Origin of the sequence: Collimonas sp. OK242 (genome assembly GCF_900107095.1) — a bacterium.
In the GTDB taxonomy this organism is placed as follows: domain Bacteria; phylum Pseudomonadota; class Gammaproteobacteria; order Burkholderiales; family Burkholderiaceae_D; genus Collimonas.
The window spans coordinates 290,248-305,257 of record NZ_FNOR01000002.1 but is presented as its reverse complement, the minus strand read 5'-3'; the positions used below and the strand labels follow the sequence as shown (position 1 = coordinate 305,257).

Annotated in this window: 15 protein-coding genes; 8 read left to right on the top strand and 7 right to left on the bottom strand. The window is 59.4% G+C overall.

All coding sequences use genetic code 11. The annotated features are described in order from the left end of the window. Positions 1–39: 39 nt before the first annotated feature. Complete coding sequence (gene gcvP / locus BLV81_RS03005) at positions 40–2,919, top strand: aminomethyl-transferring glycine dehydrogenase (RefSeq protein WP_369823787.1); 2,880 nt, start codon at positions 40–42, stop codon at positions 2,917–2,919. Positions 2,920–2,985: 66 nt separating this feature from the next. Next, complete coding sequence (gene gcvT, locus BLV81_RS03000) at positions 2,986–4,116, top strand: glycine cleavage system aminomethyltransferase GcvT (protein WP_092352246.1); 1,131 nt, start codon at positions 2,986–2,988, stop codon at positions 4,114–4,116. 58 nt (positions 4,117–4,174) lie between these two features. On the opposite strand, the gene BLV81_RS02995 is transcribed toward gcvT, so the two are convergent. Then, complete coding sequence (locus tag BLV81_RS02995) at positions 4,175–4,948, bottom strand: VOC family protein (RefSeq protein WP_092352244.1); 774 nt, start codon at positions 4,946–4,948, stop codon at positions 4,175–4,177. A gap of 162 nt (positions 4,949–5,110) precedes the next feature. Between BLV81_RS02995 and BLV81_RS02990 the strand changes: the two genes are divergently transcribed. Further along, positions 5,111–5,740: a class I SAM-dependent methyltransferase gene (locus BLV81_RS02990; protein ID WP_092352242.1), complete on the top strand. Its 630-nt coding sequence runs from the start codon at positions 5,111–5,113 to the stop codon at positions 5,738–5,740. A gap of 15 nt (positions 5,741–5,755) precedes the next feature. Here BLV81_RS02990 and BLV81_RS02985 read toward each other — a convergent pair whose 3' ends face one another. Next, the gene (locus BLV81_RS02985; protein WP_092352240.1) at positions 5,756–6,685 is read right to left on the bottom strand and encodes an alpha/beta fold hydrolase; all 930 of its coding nucleotides are present in this window, start codon (positions 6,683–6,685) and stop codon (positions 5,756–5,758) included. Between BLV81_RS02985 and BLV81_RS23465 the strand changes: the two genes are divergently transcribed. Further along, a complete protein-coding gene (locus BLV81_RS23465) occupies positions 6,684–6,887 on the top strand; it encodes a hypothetical protein (protein ID WP_143036256.1) in 204 nt (67 codons plus the stop codon). The two genes, BLV81_RS02985 and BLV81_RS23465, sit on opposite strands and share 2 nt — an antisense overlap. A 34-nt stretch (positions 6,888–6,921) precedes the next feature. On the opposite strand, the gene BLV81_RS02980 is transcribed toward BLV81_RS23465, so the two are convergent. The 5 genes from BLV81_RS02980 to BLV81_RS02960 all read right to left on the bottom strand — a co-directional run bounded on the left by BLV81_RS02980 (position 6,922) and on the right by BLV81_RS02960 (position 10,798). Then, positions 6,922–7,530: a TetR/AcrR family transcriptional regulator gene (locus BLV81_RS02980; protein WP_092352238.1), complete on the bottom strand. Its 609-nt coding sequence runs from the start codon at positions 7,528–7,530 to the stop codon at positions 6,922–6,924. 116 nt (positions 7,531–7,646) lie between these two features. Continuing rightward, positions 7,647–8,405, bottom strand: coding sequence for a COG4705 family protein (locus BLV81_RS02975; protein WP_092352236.1), 759 nt, complete (start codon positions 8,403–8,405; stop codon positions 7,647–7,649). Between the two features lie 228 nt (positions 8,406–8,633). Continuing rightward, positions 8,634–9,302, bottom strand: a complete 669-nt coding sequence (locus BLV81_RS02970; protein WP_092352234.1) for a phosphoribosyltransferase — start codon at positions 9,300–9,302, stop codon at positions 8,634–8,636. Between the two features lie 51 nt (positions 9,303–9,353). Then, positions 9,354–9,791 (bottom strand): universal stress protein, encoded by a 438-nt coding sequence (locus BLV81_RS02965; RefSeq protein ID WP_092352232.1) that lies wholly within the window; start codon positions 9,789–9,791, stop codon positions 9,354–9,356. A 227-nt stretch (positions 9,792–10,018) separates the two neighbouring features. Continuing rightward, positions 10,019–10,798 (bottom strand): CPBP family intramembrane glutamic endopeptidase, encoded by a 780-nt coding sequence (locus tag BLV81_RS02960; RefSeq protein ID WP_092352230.1) that lies wholly within the window; start codon positions 10,796–10,798, stop codon positions 10,019–10,021. Between the two features lie 266 nt (positions 10,799–11,064). On the opposite strand from BLV81_RS02960, the gene BLV81_RS02955 reads away from it, so the two are divergent. The 4 genes from BLV81_RS02955 (at position 11,065) to BLV81_RS02940 (ending at position 14,918) form a co-directional block, all read left to right on the top strand. After that, entirely contained in the window at positions 11,065–11,829 is a 765-nt protein-coding gene (locus tag BLV81_RS02955; RefSeq protein ID WP_092352228.1) for an SDR family oxidoreductase, read from the top strand. Between the two features lie 47 nt (positions 11,830–11,876). Continuing rightward, positions 11,877–12,731, top strand: coding sequence for a fumarylacetoacetate hydrolase family protein (locus tag BLV81_RS02950; protein ID WP_092352226.1), 855 nt, complete (start codon positions 11,877–11,879; stop codon positions 12,729–12,731). A gap of 20 nt (positions 12,732–12,751) precedes the next feature. After that, positions 12,752–14,029, top strand: a complete 1,278-nt coding sequence (locus BLV81_RS02945; protein WP_092352224.1) for an L-fuconate dehydratase — start codon at positions 12,752–12,754, stop codon at positions 14,027–14,029. A gap of 112 nt (positions 14,030–14,141) precedes the next feature. Next, entirely contained in the window at positions 14,142–14,918 is a 777-nt protein-coding gene (locus BLV81_RS02940; protein ID WP_092352222.1) for an SDR family oxidoreductase, read from the top strand. The last annotated feature ends 92 nt before the right edge of the window (positions 14,919–15,010 follow it).

Sequence of the window (15,010 nt, the reverse complement as noted above, 5' to 3'; positions counted from 1 at the left end):
AGCAAACCCAAGCTAACGCCGCCTTTTCCCGTTCACAACATGAAGGATGCACCCATGACACAATCACGGCCTGCTCTTGAAGATCTGGCGCAACATGCCGATTTCATTGAACGCCATATCGGTCCGGATCACTCCCAGCAAAAGACCATGCTGTCAATGCTCGGTTTCGCTTCGATCGAAGCATTGATACAGAAAATAGTCCCGGCCGCCATCCTGGAGCGGCAGCCGCTGAAGCTCGGCTCTCCGCGCAGCGAAGCGGAAACGCTGGCGGCATTGCGCCAGATCGCCGGCAAGAACCAGCTGTTCAAATCGCATATAGGCATGGGCTATTACAACTGCCATACGCCGACCGTGATCTTGCGCAATCTGCTGGAAAACCCGGCCTGGTATACCGCCTACACGCCGTATCAGCCTGAAATATCGCAGGGGCGGCTGGAAGCGCTGCTGAATTTTCAGACCATGGTGAGCGACCTGACCGGCATGGAAATCGCCAACGCTTCCTTGCTGGACGAAGCCACCGCGGCAGCCGAAGCGATGACCTTTTGCCAGCGCCTGTCTAAAAGCAAGAGCAACATCTTCTTCGTTTCGCAGGACTGCTATCCGCAAACCATCGACGTGCTGCGCACCCGCGCCGCGCCGATCGGGGTCGAGGTGGTGGTCGGCGATCATCTCAAGGACCTGGAGCGGCTCGACTGTTTTGGCGTGCTGCTGCAATACCCGACCCTGAACGGCGAGATCAACGACTATGCCGCCGCCGCGCGTCTGGCGCATGGCAAGCAAGCGCTGGTGGTGGTGGCCGCCGATCTGCTGGCATTGACTCTGCTGACGCCGCCGGGCGAGTTTGGCGCCGACGTGGTGGTCGGCAGCGCCCAGCGCTTCGGCGTGCCGCTCGGTTATGGCGGTCCGCACGCCGCGTATTTCGCTACGCTGGATGCGCACAAGCGCGTGATGCCGGGGCGACTGGTCGGCGTCTCCATCGACAGCCGCGGCCAACCCGCCTATCGCTTGGCGATGCAAACCCGCGAGCAGCATATCCGCCGTGAAAAAGCCACCAGCAACGTCTGCACCGCACAGGTATTGCTGGCCAATATCGCCAGCATGTACGCGGTCTACCACGGCCCGCACGGCTTGAAGACGATCGCGCAACGAGTGCACCGGCTGACCGCGATTCTGGCCGAGGGTTTGCGTCTGCTGCACCATCCGGTGCCAACCGCCAGCTTCTTCGACACCATCACCGTGCATACCGGCGGCCACACCCAGGATATCCACGCGGCTGCGCGCAGCCAGTCGGTCAACCTGCGGCTGATCGACGATGGCAGCGTCGGCATTGCGCTGGATGAAACCAGCACGCGCGCGGATGTGGAGGCGTTGTGGAGTATCTTCGCGGTCGGTAAGCCGCTGCCTTCGTTCGACGCATTGGAAGCCGGCGCTGAAGAACGGATCCCGGCGCCGCTGATGCGCAGCAGCGCTTTCCTGACGCACCCGGTGTTCAACAGCCATCATTCGGAAACCCAGATGCTGCGCTACCTGCGCGCGCTGGCAGACAAGGACCTGGCGCTCGACCGCAGCATGATACCGCTCGGCTCCTGCACCATGAAACTCAACGCCACTACCGAGATGATCCCGGTCACCTGGCCGGAATTCGGCGCGCTGCATCCGTTCGCGCCGCTCCACCAGGCCCAGGGCTATCAACAACTGGTGGCCGACCTGGAGCAAATGCTATGCATCTGCACCGGCTACGATGCGGTATCGCTGCAGCCTAACGCCGGTTCGCAAGGCGAATATGCCGGCTTGCTGGCGATTCGCGCCTATCACCAGAGCCGCGGCCAGGGCGAACGCAATATCTGCCTGATCCCGAGTTCCGCGCATGGCACCAATCCGGCTACTGCGCACATGGCCGGCATGCAAGTGGTGGTGGTGCAATGCGACGAGCAAGGCAACGTCAATGTCGCCGACCTGCGCGCCAAGGCAGACCAGCACGCCAACGATCTGGCCGCTCTGATGATTACTTATCCGTCGACCCACGGCGTGTTCGAAGAAGCCATCGGCGAGATCTGCGAAATCGTCCATGCCCATGGCGGCCAGGTGTATATCGACGGCGCCAACATGAACGCCATGGTCGGTTTGTGCGCGCCAGGAAAATTCGGCGGCGACGTGTCGCATCTGAATTTGCACAAGACCTTCTGCATTCCGCACGGCGGCGGCGGGCCTGGCGTCGGTCCGATCGGCGTCAAGGCGCATCTGGCGCCTTTCCTGCCGGGGCACCGCATGCTGGAAAAAGGTATTGCACCGGTCTGCGCAGCGCCCTGGGGCAGCGCCAGCATCCTGCCAATCACCTGGGCATATATCACGCTGATGGGTGCGCAGGGCTTGCGGCAGGCGAGTGAGCTGGCGATCCTGAACGCCAATTACATCATGCATCGGCTGGCGCCGCATTATCCGATCTTGTACAGCGGCAGCGACGGCCTGGTGGCGCACGAGGGCATCATCGACCTGCGGCCGCTCAAGGACAAGACCGGGATTACGGTGGACGACGTCGCCAAGCGCCTGATCGATTATGGTTTCCATGCGCCTACCATGTCGTTCCCGGTAGCCGGCACCCTGATGATAGAGCCGACCGAAAGCGAATCCAAGGAAGAGCTGGATCGTTTCTGCGACGCCATGATCGCGATTCGCGCAGAGATCAGGGCCGTAGAAAATGGCGATATCAAGGCAGAGCAGACGGCGCTGCGGCATGCACCGCATACCGCCCAGGATTTGACCGATGAATGGACGCGTGCGTATTCGCGCGAGCAGGCTGTCTTTCCGTTGAAGTCGCTGCGCCAGAACAAGTATTGGCCGCCGGTAGGGCGGATCGATAACGTCTATGGCGACCGCAATCTGGTTTGTTCCTGTCCGCCGCTGTCGGATTACGAATAAGGCCGCAGGTACACAAGCAGGGTGGGCACAACTGCTCGCCCTGCCAATTGATAAAGGACATTTTTCATGAGTGATACCGGCAACGCCGCCCCAGCGGCGCGTACACCGCTGTACCAATTGCATCTGGAACTGGGCGCCAAGATGGTGCCGTTCGCAGGCTACGAAATGCCATTGCAATATCCGAACGGCATTCTCAAGGAACACAACCACACCCGCAGCCAGGCCGGCCTGTTCGATGTTTCGCACATGGGCCAATTGCGCCTGAGCGGCGCCGGCGCCGCCGCTGCATTGGAATCGCTGGTGCCGGTCGATATTGTCGATCTGCCCGCGAACCAGCAACGTTATGCACTGTTTACCAACCAGCAAGGCGGTATTCTCGACGACTTGATGGTTGCCAATGCCGGCGATCACCTGTTCCTGGTGGTGAATGCCGCCTGCAAGCAGCAAGATGCCGCACACCTGCGGGAGCATCTGTCGGGCCTCTGTCAAATCGAGGAATTGAGCGATCGCTCTTTGCTCGCCTTGCAAGGGCCGGCGGCGGCGGCCGTGATGGCGCGCATCGCTCCTGACAGCGCGCGAATGGTCTTCATGCAGACTGCTAAATTTACCTTGGCAGGAAGCGACTGTTTTGTCAGCCGTTCCGGTTATACCGGCGAAGACGGCTTTGAAATTTCGGTGCCGAATGCCGGGGCTGAAGCCTTGGCGCGGCTGCTGCTGGCGCAGCCGGAGGTGGCGCCTATCGGTCTCGGCGCGCGTGATTCGCTGCGGCTGGAGGCCGGATTGTGCCTATACGGCCACGACATGGATGGCAGCACCACGCCGGTCGAAGCCAGCCTGGGCTGGGCCTTGTCCAAGGTGCGGCGCCCCGGCGGCGCCCGTGCCGGCGGTTATCCTGGCGCCGAAGTGATCGCGCGCCAGCTTGAACAAGGCGTCGACCGCAAACGGGTCGGCCTGCTGCTCAAGGATCGCATGCCGGCGCGGGAAGGGGCGGGACTGGTCGACGCCGACGGCAAGCAAGTAGGCAAGATCACCAGCGGCGGTTTCGGGCCGACGCTGGGCGGCCCGGTAGCAATGGGCTATGTCGATAGCGCCCATGCGCAAATCGGCAAGCTGCTGCAGGCCATGGTGCGCGGCAAGGGCGTGCCTGTCGAAGTAGTCAAGATGCCGTTTACCCCGGCGCGCTATTTCCGCGGCTGAAGGACCGAAGGATAGGCATAGATGCCGGTCGAGGGGTAGACCGGCACATCGTCCCTGTCTAGCGCTGCGCCGAGACCAGGGCAAACATGGCGCCTTGCGGATCCAGGCCCTGGACTATCCAGCTGCCGCCGGGAACCTGATGCGGGCCCATGACGACCTTGCCGCCCCCCTGGTTGATGCGCGCAACAGCGGCATCGATGGCCTCGACATTGATGTAATACAGCCAGCAAGTGACGGGCATGTCCGGCGTTTTGGTCATCATGCCGCCGATCGGCGCGCCGCCGGTGGCGAAGGTCTGGTAGACGCCCAGCGGCCCCATGTCTATCGCTTCTGCCTTGGTCCAGCCGAACAGGCCGGCGTAGAAGGCGAAAGCGCTTTCCATGTCGCCGGCGTGCAATTCATGCCAGCCGATATGCCCCGGGGTGCCGGCAACCGCCGGCGCCGGCGGGGCTTCGCCATTGCCTTTGAATAAGAAAAATCCCGCGCCGTGCGGATCTGCCGCCACGGCAAAGCGGCCGACTCCCGGAATGTCTTGCGGAGGGCGACGGATAGTGCCGCCTGCCGCCACGACACGGCCGGCGTAGTCATCGACATCGCTGACGGCGATATAGCCGTTCCAGCCAGGCCGCGCGCCCATGGCGCGTGCTTCTTCCGGGATCTGCATCAGGCCGCCGACCATGATGGTCCCGGCCGATAGTATGGTGTAGGGAGGACCGCCCATGCCGGCATCCTGCATGTTCCAGCCGACCACGCTCTTATAGAAAGACTCGGCGGCTTTGGTGTCGCTGGTCATGAGGTCGTACCACACAAACTTTGCTTGGTTCGTAGACATTGCATTTGACTCCTTCGCTTACGGATCGGCCCCTTTCGGGGAAGACGTCGATATCATCTGATATCGACGCTGCAGCGCAATAACTGCGCAATAACCAGATAACCAGCCAGTTCTGCGCTTTCCATATTGGATAATTTTCGTCCATGCGCTACAGTACCAGACATGATACTACCGCCTGAAGATCTGGAAAAAATTGCCGCTCTGACCCTGGAGCATTACAACCAGCGTGCCGAAGATTTCCGCGCAGGCACCCGCGACCACGACGTCAGCCAGAACATTGCCGCACTGCTGCGCCATATCGAAGGCACGCCGCCGTTCTCGATCCTGGATGTCGGCTGCGGCCCGGGGCGCGACCTGCGCACATTCAGCAAGCTCGGCCACGTTGCGGTCGGCGTCGAAGGCGCTGCGCGTTTCGTCGAGATGGCGCGGGCGGACAGCGGCTGCGAAGTCTGGCATCAGGATTTTCTCAAGCTCGATTTGCCGGACGCTCGTTTCGACGGCATCTTCGCCAACGCGGCTCTGTTCCATATCCCCGGCCAGGAACTGCCGCGCGTCCTGCGTCAATTCCATGCAACGCTGAAACCTGGTGGCGTGTTGTTCAGCTCCAACCCGCGCGGCGGCAACCAGGAAGGCTGGAACAGCGGGCGTTACGGCAGTTATCACGATCTCGCGGCATGGCGGCATTTCATGTCCGACGCCGGCTTCTCCGAACTTGAACACTACTACCGGCCCGAGGGCCTGCCGCGCGAGCAGCAGCCATGGCTGGCCAGCGTCTGGCGCAAGCAATCGTGAAGCATCGAACGGCGACTAAGCGGCTGCTGTTTTTTCAAGCCTGAGAAATTGCCTTGTCGCTTCTATCACGCCCGGGTCTTTCAACAAGCGGCGATGTCCCAGGTTGCGCGTGCTGAGCAGCTGCGCATCGGGTAATTTCTCCATCAGCAGCTGGGCCGCGCGAAATGGCACGATGCTGTCGTCGCAATCATGTATCACCAGAGTAGGCGTGCCTACCCGCGGTGCGACTTGGGCGGCGCCCATGCGTTCGAAGAGCATCCCTTCGCGTGCTTCGAGATAGGAAACCATGCTTGCGCGGACATTTTCACGGATGCCGAAGGCGAGGGCGTAGTCACGCGTTGCCTGCAGCATGGAAACCGGCGCCGCAATCAGAACCAGTTTGTCTAGCGCCAGCCCCAATCCCAAGCCGTTCGCCGCCGCAATACAGGCGGCTGCGCCTCCCATGGAATGCCCGAGCAGTGCCTGAACCCTGCCAAGGTGCGCGGCGGCATAAGCCAGCGCCCGTACAAACTGCGGCAGCGTGCTGCTCCAGGCCGAGCTGCGCCCGTGCGCCGGCTGGTCGATGAGCACCACGGCCCAGCCGGCGGCGCTCAAGGCGTCGGCCAGGGCGGTCATTTGCAAACCCCAGCCGGCCCAGCCATGGGTCATCAGCAGTTGCGGAGCATTCTCCGGCGCCGGCCAGTGATAGAGAGTGATCGAGGCACGCTCAAAAGAGAGGGATTCAACACGCACGTTGGGCGGCGCTATCAAATGGCGCGCCGCCAGCTTGCCCGGAATCGGCGTGCAGAATAAGCGGGCGGCGATACGGTGAGTCAGGTTAGGCGCGACGAATTGCGATAGGCGTACGCCAGTCCTTAGCAATTTGAACAGATTGCCGACCGGAGTTTTGCTAGTTGCGTGAGCCTTGGCGGCGAGCGGCTGGCTTGCGGCGGGATGCATGTCCATGAAGACTTCCCTATATGGTATGAGGCGGCTGGTTGAGGTGTGGTCAAAAGAAGATGAAATCGTCGTTGCAGTCGGGGACGGATCGCCCTGTCAGGCAGATCAAGCGCCACAGAGTCAGGCTGGCAACGGCAATCAAAGCGATGCATCCGGTAATAATCAACATGGCTATCCTTTATCGCACACTCGTGCGAAATTTGTTTGATAAAATCGCCTATCCGATGCAGCCATGGCTTTGTTTATGCGTGATAGTTGAAACTGCGATAGGTCGAGGTCAGGCGTTCATAGGCATTGCGTACTCTGTCCTGCGCCTTGGGATCGCGCAGAAAACGGGCGTCGTGCATCAGGCCGACCATCAGGCTGTAGATTTCGAATACCAGTTGCTCTGGATCGGTATCGGGCCGCAGATGGCCGGCATCCAGCGCTTGGATGACACAGCGGCGCAATATTGCACGCCATCGCAATACATTATGTTGCAGCCGCTCGCGCATCGGGCTGTCAACATCGTCGTATTCAAAAGCCCCCGCGACATAGATGCAGCCGGTGACGTTGCAGGCGCGCGAGATCCAGTTCATCACCAGCGCGTTGAGGCGGGGCAGGCCGCGCGGCTGCGTCATCGCGGGTTCGAACACGTCGGCGGCAAAACGCCGGTCGAATTCATTTAGCACCGCTTCATGCAAGGCTTCGCGTGAACCGACGCGCGAGAATACGCCGCTTTTGCTGATGCCTAGCCGTTTTGCGACTTCACCCAGAGAGAGGCTTTCCAGCCCCTGCGCGGCAACCATATCCAATGCCGTATCGACAATGGCTGCCAGGGTGAGTTCGCTTTTTTCGGTATGGGTATCCATGTGCCGCAGTTTAGCACTGCCGTGCGAAATGTCCAGGCTAATTTTGACGCAGCAAAAAAGAGGGCGCCGGCACAGAGCGCGCCGCCATCCCGAGGCCTTGTGTGAATAATCCTGCCTTAATGACCTTGTTTTGCGGGTTTTTGCCGGAAAAACAATATGCAGGTCAGAATGAATGCGAACAACGCCAGCGAAGCGGAGTAGCGGCTTAACGCCAGGCCGCCGGCGTTGAGCGGTTTATCAAGGAAATCGCCGACCACAGCGCCGAGCGGGCGCGTGAGAATGAATGCGCCCCAGAACAAGGCGGTGCGCGATATGGCGGTCCGGTAGTAGGCGGCAACCAGCAGCGCCAGCAGGCCGCCGAAAACCAGCGCGGCGCCGGTATAGCCGAGGCCGGCGGTATCAGCGGTCCAATCGCCCAGCGCCGTACCCAAGGTTTGGGAAAACATGATGGTCAGCCAATAGAACATCTCGGCCTTGGGCGAGTTGACGGTGTCGACCGAGATCGAGCCGAGCGAGCGATACCAGATGGCCAACGAGCCCATCAGCAAGATGAGCAGCAGCGAACTTCCTCCCGCATAGCCGATGCCAAGCGAACGGTCCGCAAAATCGGCCAGGGTGGTCCCGACTGTTGTGGTGGCAATGATGGTTGCCCAATAGAGAGCAGGGTGAAATTGCTTCGCCTTGATTTGGGCAAACACGGCGGCCAGAAAGATTGCGGCGAAAATAGCTGTCGCCACCAGGTAACCCAGGTTCATCGACATGGACACGGCGTCGCCACCGCTTTCACCCAGTGTCGTGGCGGCTATTTTGATGATCCAGAAGATCAAGGTCACTTCGGGCACTTTGCTCAAACGATGTGCAGCAGTTGAATTCATGCGGCTTCCTATTTTGCTAATCAATGTGTGTTCAGGGCAACCAGGCAAGCTGGCAAGCGGATGGATTTAAATGAAACGCTGCGGACAGTCTGAATATCGAGACTTAGCTAAACCATAGCGCCGTATTTGCTAGATTGCCAAGCTTGCGGTGCGGTATTCCGTTGCCGCGTTTAGGGTTTCTATCGGGTAACAATTTGCGGGGCCGCGATCTGGGTTGCTGGTCTGGAGCTAATTGCCGGATTCGGATTTTTCACCGCTGCGTTTCGACGAAAGTATGCTGATCACTTCGTCATCTTCGACTTGACGATAATCTCGATAGAATTGCTGGACTGCAAAGAAGTTTGCGGAGGAATGGAGGCAACACACCTTGTCGGCCAACGGCCTGATTTGTTCGAGGCTTTCGGACGCTGCCACAGGCACCGCGCAGATCAGCTCGGCAGGTTGTTTTTGCCGGACTGCATGTAATGCGGCAATCATGGTCGCGCCGGTCGCCACCCCATCGTCAACGATAATGGCAGTGCGACCGCGCGGAGAGATCGCCTGCCTGAATGGCGTGTATTGCCTGCGGCGCTGTCTTAGCGCCTGGAGTTGGCGCGACTTTTCTTCTTTTAGGTAAGCTTCTGTTTCGCCAAATTCTTCGGAAAAAGGAAGGACATAAGTCCAGCCGGTTTCGTCGATGGCGCCGATCGCGCGTTCCCGATTCAAAGGCGCGCCAAGTTTATGCACCAGCACAATGTCCAGCTCTCCAAGCAGCAAATCGGCGATCACTTTTCCCATAGGGACTGCGCCACGGGGAATGGCAAGTATCAATGGCTGGCGCCCTTTGTATTCACGTAAATGAACAGCAAGGATTTCCGCTGCTTCTGTCCGATTTGCAAAAATATGCGGCCTATCCATTTTTCGTCCGTTTTTCCATCCCTTATAGGGGGCGCCTTACAACCTTAGTCCTTAGCGAAATACCAGAACCGGTTTCTTGCCATGGGTCAGCACTTTCTGGGTCTCGCTGCCGGCCAGGATCCCGCGCATGCCTTTCCTGCCATGCGAAGCCATGGTGATCATGTCGCATCCCTTGTCTTCAGCCATTTTGAGGATGGCTTCATAAGGATGGTCGCTGACCACATATTCCGTGTCGCATGGAACCCCGGCTTCTTGTGCGGCCCGCTTTATCGCGTCAAGGAATTTGTCGGCTTGCGCTATGCCTTCCTTGTCGAATTGTTCCTTGGTCTCGGTCAGCGTCAGCAGGTGGCGGCTGAATACATGATATTCCGGGATCACATGCACGCCGGTTACCGTGGCGCCGGTCTCTTTGGCGAACAGAATGCTTTGCCGAATCGCAGCTTCGGAGGCTGCCGAACCATCTGTCGGTAATAGAAGATGCTTGAACATTTTTGTCTCCGTGAGTTTGGTTTCCCGACACAACAAGACTGTCTGGACAGGCATATTTTCAATCTCGTTTCCTATGGCGAGACTGGCTTTATCCTGATTAAAGGATATGTAAAATATGGGGGAAATGCCAGTTAAGCTAAAGCATGACCGAGCGGGCAGCCGTTGGCTGCTTTCCAGGCTTTGTTTTGCTCTCAATGATGGGCTGGAACGCTTTGAAGGTGCCGCACTTAGGTCCAAACCACCGAAAGCAGCATCACCGCGGCCACTTCCAGCAGGTCGCCAACGCCGTGGGCGATCATAGGCGCGAGCAGGCTGCGTGAACTTTCCATCAGCCAAACATAGGTCAATCCAAAGGCAAAGGCGTAGAGTTGCTGGGCGATTGCCTGATACAGCGGGTCGTTGAAGAAGCTGCCATAGTGCGCCGCGCCGAACAGCAGGCTGACGATCACGCCCGAAACCGGAATTTCGAACCGGCCCAGACGCACACGCCCGGGCACCAGCACCGTCAGCATGCCCACCAGCACCCCGCGGAAAATGATCTCTTCATTGGGCCCGGCGGCGAACATCACTGCCAGCCATCCCGGGATACCGGCCGCTGTCATTTCATAGTCATTTTTGGGCGCCGTGCGAGTGATTAGTTGAGGCCAATAATCGGCAACCAGCATGATCGCGGCCATGCCGGCGCCGATCAGCAGGGCCAGGCCGACATAGCTGCGGGCCGGCGGCCAGCGCAGGTTGGCATCTGCCTGCGGCAACCAGCGCCGCATCAGCAGGATGGCGGCCAGCCCTGCCGCGATCTGGAACAGCTCTGCCAGCGCAACAAACGCCCAGATCTGATGATGAAAGAAGTCCGCCCCGTGCTTGAACAGCCAGCGTGCGCCTTCGCGGCCAGGCCATAGCATGGCTTGCATCAGGATGGCGGCCAGGACAACCGGCCAGAGACGGAACTGGAATCCGGTGATTTGAAATAACGGGCGGCCAGGCGCCAGGGCAGTGGTATTGGTCATGATAGCGGATCGGGATCGGTTAGCGCCTCGGTGGGAAGCTTGTGCCTTCATTATTTGCCGTATATTGTGGCACAGTATTGCCCAAACGCAATGTTGCGTGCTGGCGTGGTCTTGAGTTGGATTGCGGCGCATTCTGGAGATGGCGCGCAATTATTTTGTTGCAAAGCCAAAATTTAACCTTTATTATTGGTCCAACCAATGGACCTATGGACCGATCTCGACAGAGATCATCCGGGTTTCTGAAAAACAATTTGGAGGCAGCTTTAATGAGATTACAAGGAAAGCGCATTTTGGTGACTGCGGCCGGGCAAGGCATAGGGCGCGCCAGCGCCTTGATGTTTGCCAAAGAGGGCGCGCAGGTATTGGCTACCGACATCAATCAGAGCACATTGGACGAAACTGCCGCGCTGGCCCGCGCTGACGGCGTCGCATTGGTCACACAGCATCTTGACGTCACCGACGCCAAGGCGGTGGCCGCACTGGCGCAAACAGGTGCGCATTTCGACGTGCTGTTCAATTGCGCCGGTTATGTCCATCACGGCAGCATCCTGGATTGCACGGAACAGGACTGGCAGTTTTCCTGGGATATCAACGTTTCCTCCATGTACCGCCTGATTCGCGCGCTGCTGCCGGGAATGCTGGCGCAAGGCGGCGCTTCCATCATCAATATGGCGTCGGCTGCATCCAGCGTGAAAGGCGTACCCAACCGCTTCGCCTATGGCACCACCAAGGCGGCGGTCATCGGCTTGACCAAGGCCGTCGCCGCAGATTTCGTCACCCGGGGCATCAGATGCAATGCGATATGTCCGGGCACCGTGGAGTCGCCTTCATTGGAAGCGCGGATCCAGGAGCAGGCGCGCCAGCAAGGCGTCGATATTGCCGCAGTCCGGGCCGCTTTCGTCGCCCGCCAGCCGATGGGAAGAGTAGGCAAGGCCGAAGAAATCGCCGCCCTGGCGCTATACCTGGCTTCTGATGAATCGGCGTTTACCACCGGCACCATTCATCTCGTCGATGGCGGCTGGTCGAACTGATACCAATCAAGAATGAATACGACCTCGTTAACTGTGAAAGCGAACCCATGAAATTGTTGAGATACGGCCAGAAAGGCCAGGAAAAGCCCGGTGTGCTGGATGCACAGGGGCGCGTACGCGATTTGTCCGGTGTGATCGCGGATATTGCCGGCCGCTACCTGCTGCCGCAAGAACTGGACAAATTGCGCGCCTTGGACCTGGATAGCCTGCCGCTGGTTGCCGGCACGCCGCAGCAAGACCTGCGTCTGGGGCCATGCGTGGGCGCCGTCGGCAAATTTATCTGCATCGGTTTGAATTACTCCGATCATGCCGCCGAATCCGGCATGGACGTGCCGGCGGAGCCGGTGGTGTTCAATAAATGGACCAGCGCCATCTGCGGCCCGGACGACGACGTCGAAATTCCGCGCGGTTCCTTGAAGACCGATTGGGAAGTGGAACTCGGCGTGGTGATCGGCACCGGCGGGCGGTATATCGATGAAGCCGATGCGCTCAAGCATGTCGCCGGCTATTGCGTGATCAACGACGTCTCCGAGCGTAAATACCAGCTCGAACTGGGCGGCACCTGGGACAAGGGCAAGGGCTGCGACACTTTCGGCCCGCTCGGACCGTGGCTGGTGACCGCCGACGAGGTGGCGGATCCGCACGCACTCAACCTATGGCTGGAAGTGGACGGCCATCGCTATCAGAACGGCAATACCTCGACCATGGTATTCCAGGTCCCGGCGCTGGTCAGTTATCTGAGCCGCTTCATGAGTTTGCAGGCAGGCGATGTGATTTCCACCGGGACGCCGCCGGGTGTCGGCCTCGGGCAAAAGCCGCCGGTCTATCTGCGCGCCGGCCAGGTGATGCGGCTCGGGATCGACGGCCTGGGCGAGCAGCGCCAACGCACCATCTCACTTTGAATTAGAAAAAGAGAAACACGATGACCACAATTCGATCGATACGCGTACTGGACGTGCGCTTCCCGACCTCGCAAATGCTGGATGGATCGGACGCGATGAATCCGGATCCGGATTATTCCGCCGCCTACGTCATTCTGGAAACCGACCAGCCGGGCCTGGAAGGCCACGGCCTGACCTTCACCATCGGCCGCGGCAATGAAATATGCTGTGCTGCGATCAAGGCGATGGAACATTTGGTGATCGGCTTGAAGCTGGAATGGATCAGTGCAGACATGGGGCGCTTTTGGCGCCACATCACCTCCGACAGCCAATTGCGCTGGATCGGTCCCGATAAAGGGGCAATCCACCTGGCCACCGGCGCGGTGGTGAATGCGGTCTGGGATCTGTGGGCCAAGGCGGAAGGCAAGCCCTTGTGGCAGCTGGTGACCGACATGTCTCCCGAAGAGCTGGTGCGCGCCATCGATTTCCGCTACCTGACCGACTGCATCACGCCAGAAGAAGCACTGGCTTTGCTGCGCGAGCAGGCTCCGGGCAAGGCTGAACGGATCCGTTCGCTGCAGGAAAGCGGTTACCCTTGCTACACCACCTCTGCCGGCTGGCTGGGCTACGCGGACGAGAAATTGCGCAGGCTGTGCCAGGAGGCGGTTGACAGCGGCTTCAACCACATCAAGCTGAAGGTCGGGCGCGACCTGGCGGACGACATTCGCCGGGTCACCATCGCCCGCGAGGTGATCGGCCAGGAGCGGCAATTGATGATCGACGCCAACCAGGTGTGGGAAGTGGAGCAGGCGATCGACTGGGTCGGACAGCTGGCTTTTGCCAAGCCGTGGTTTATCGAAGAGCCTACCAGCCCGGACGACATCGAAGGGCACCGGAAAATTCGCGAGGGCATCGGCGCGGTCAAGGTTGCTACCGGCGAGATGTGCCAGAACCGCATCATCTTCAAGCAATTCATCATGCGTGGCGCGATCGATGTGGTGCAGATCGATTCCTGCCGTCTCGGCGGCGTCAATGAAATTCTGGCGGTGCTGCTGATGGCGGCAAAATACAAATTACCGGTATGCCCGCATGCCGGCGGCGTCGGCTTGTGCGAATATGTGCAGCATCTGTCGATGATCGACTACGTATGCATTTCCGGCAGCAAGGCAGGGCGCGTGACCGAATACGTCGATCATCTGCATGAACATTTTGTCGATCCCTGCGTCATACGGAACGCCAGCTACATGCCGCCAACCGCACCGGGATTTTCGATTACGATGAAACCGGAGTCGCTGCAGCAATACCAGTTTCGCGGCTAGCAGGCGCAATACCTGGCCCATCCAGCCAGGCAGCCGGAAATTGCCGGCAGTTGGCCTATAAAGAGTAAGTGCAAAAAAATAAATAAAAACAAATGAAAATGGAGACAGCAAGATGGATCTGCATTTAGCTGGAAAAGTGGTGATCGTCACCGGCGGCGGCGCGGGGATCGGCGGCGCGATCTCGCTGCAACTGGCGGCTGAGGGCGCGATTCCCATCATTTTAGGCAAAAGCCAGCCGGCGCCTGAATTCAAGACGGCGTTGCTGGGGTTGCAAGACAAGTCGCGCATTATCCAGCTCGACCTGATGGATGACGACAAGTGCCGGCAAGCCGTGGCGCAAACCATCGAAGCATTCGGACAGCTGGACGGCCTGGTGAACAATGCCGGCATCAACGACAACGTCGGGCTAGACGCTGGCCGGGCTGCTTTTGTGCAATCGCTTGAAAAGAACCTGATTCACTACTACACGATGGCGCATTACTGCGTACCGCACCTGAAAGCCAGCCGTGGCGCCATCGTCAATATATCTTCCAAAACCGCCGTGACCGGCCAGGGCAACACCAGCGGCTATTGCGCTTCCAAGGGCGGTCAGCTGGCGCTGACGCGTGAATGGGCCGCAGCGCTGGCCAACGATGGCGTGCGGGTCAACGCCGTGATTCCGGCTGAAGTGATGACGCCGCTGTATCGGAGCTGGATCGCCAGTTTCGATCATCCGGAAGAAAAACTCGCCGCCATCACGAGCAAGATACCGTTAGGAAAACGCCTCACCACGGCAGAAGAAATTGCCGATACTGCCGTGTTTCTTTTGTCGCAGCGCGCCGCCCATACGACCGGGCAGTGGGTATACGTAGACGGCGGTTATAGCCATCTGGACCGTGCCTTGACCTGAATGCATCTTGATAGCGCATCTTGTTAGCGCTTTTTTATAGATTGATTAGACTGATTTAGCGCCGTTGGCGATACAGCCGGCAGTGCATCATG

What these genes read in the sequence shown, in the direction of transcription:
- gcvP (WP_369823787.1), top strand. Translation starts at nt 40, where the DNA reads ATGAAGGATGCACCCATGACACAATCACGGCCTGCTCTTGAAGATCTG.
- gcvT (WP_092352246.1), top strand. Translation starts at nt 2,986, where the DNA reads ATGAGTGATACCGGCAACGCCGCCCCAGCGGCGCGTACACCGCTGTAC.
- BLV81_RS02995 (WP_092352244.1), bottom strand. Translation starts at nt 4,948, where the DNA reads ATGTCTACGAACCAAGCAAAGTTTGTGTGGTACGACCTCATGACCAGC.
- BLV81_RS02990 (WP_092352242.1), top strand. Translation starts at nt 5,111, where the DNA reads ATGATACTACCGCCTGAAGATCTGGAAAAAATTGCCGCTCTGACCCTG.
- BLV81_RS23465 (WP_143036256.1), top strand. Translation starts at nt 6,684, where the DNA reads ATGAAGACTTCCCTATATGGTATGAGGCGGCTGGTTGAGGTGTGGTCA.
- BLV81_RS02985 (WP_092352240.1), bottom strand. Translation starts at nt 6,685, where the DNA reads ATGGACATGCATCCCGCCGCAAGCCAGCCGCTCGCCGCCAAGGCTCAC.
- BLV81_RS02980 (WP_092352238.1), bottom strand. Translation starts at nt 7,530, where the DNA reads ATGGATACCCATACCGAAAAAAGCGAACTCACCCTGGCAGCCATTGTC.
- BLV81_RS02975 (WP_092352236.1), bottom strand. Translation starts at nt 8,405, where the DNA reads ATGAATTCAACTGCTGCACATCGTTTGAGCAAAGTGCCCGAAGTGACC.
- BLV81_RS02970 (WP_092352234.1), bottom strand. Translation starts at nt 9,302, where the DNA reads ATGGATAGGCCGCATATTTTTGCAAATCGGACAGAAGCAGCGGAAATC.
- BLV81_RS02965 (WP_092352232.1), bottom strand. Translation starts at nt 9,791, where the DNA reads ATGTTCAAGCATCTTCTATTACCGACAGATGGTTCGGCAGCCTCCGAA.
- BLV81_RS02960 (WP_092352230.1), bottom strand. Translation starts at nt 10,798, where the DNA reads ATGACCAATACCACTGCCCTGGCGCCTGGCCGCCCGTTATTTCAAATC.
- BLV81_RS02955 (WP_092352228.1), top strand. Translation starts at nt 11,065, where the DNA reads ATGAGATTACAAGGAAAGCGCATTTTGGTGACTGCGGCCGGGCAAGGC.
- BLV81_RS02950 (WP_092352226.1), top strand. Translation starts at nt 11,877, where the DNA reads ATGAAATTGTTGAGATACGGCCAGAAAGGCCAGGAAAAGCCCGGTGTG.
- BLV81_RS02945 (WP_092352224.1), top strand. Translation starts at nt 12,752, where the DNA reads ATGACCACAATTCGATCGATACGCGTACTGGACGTGCGCTTCCCGACC.
- BLV81_RS02940 (WP_092352222.1), top strand. Translation starts at nt 14,142, where the DNA reads ATGGATCTGCATTTAGCTGGAAAAGTGGTGATCGTCACCGGCGGCGGC.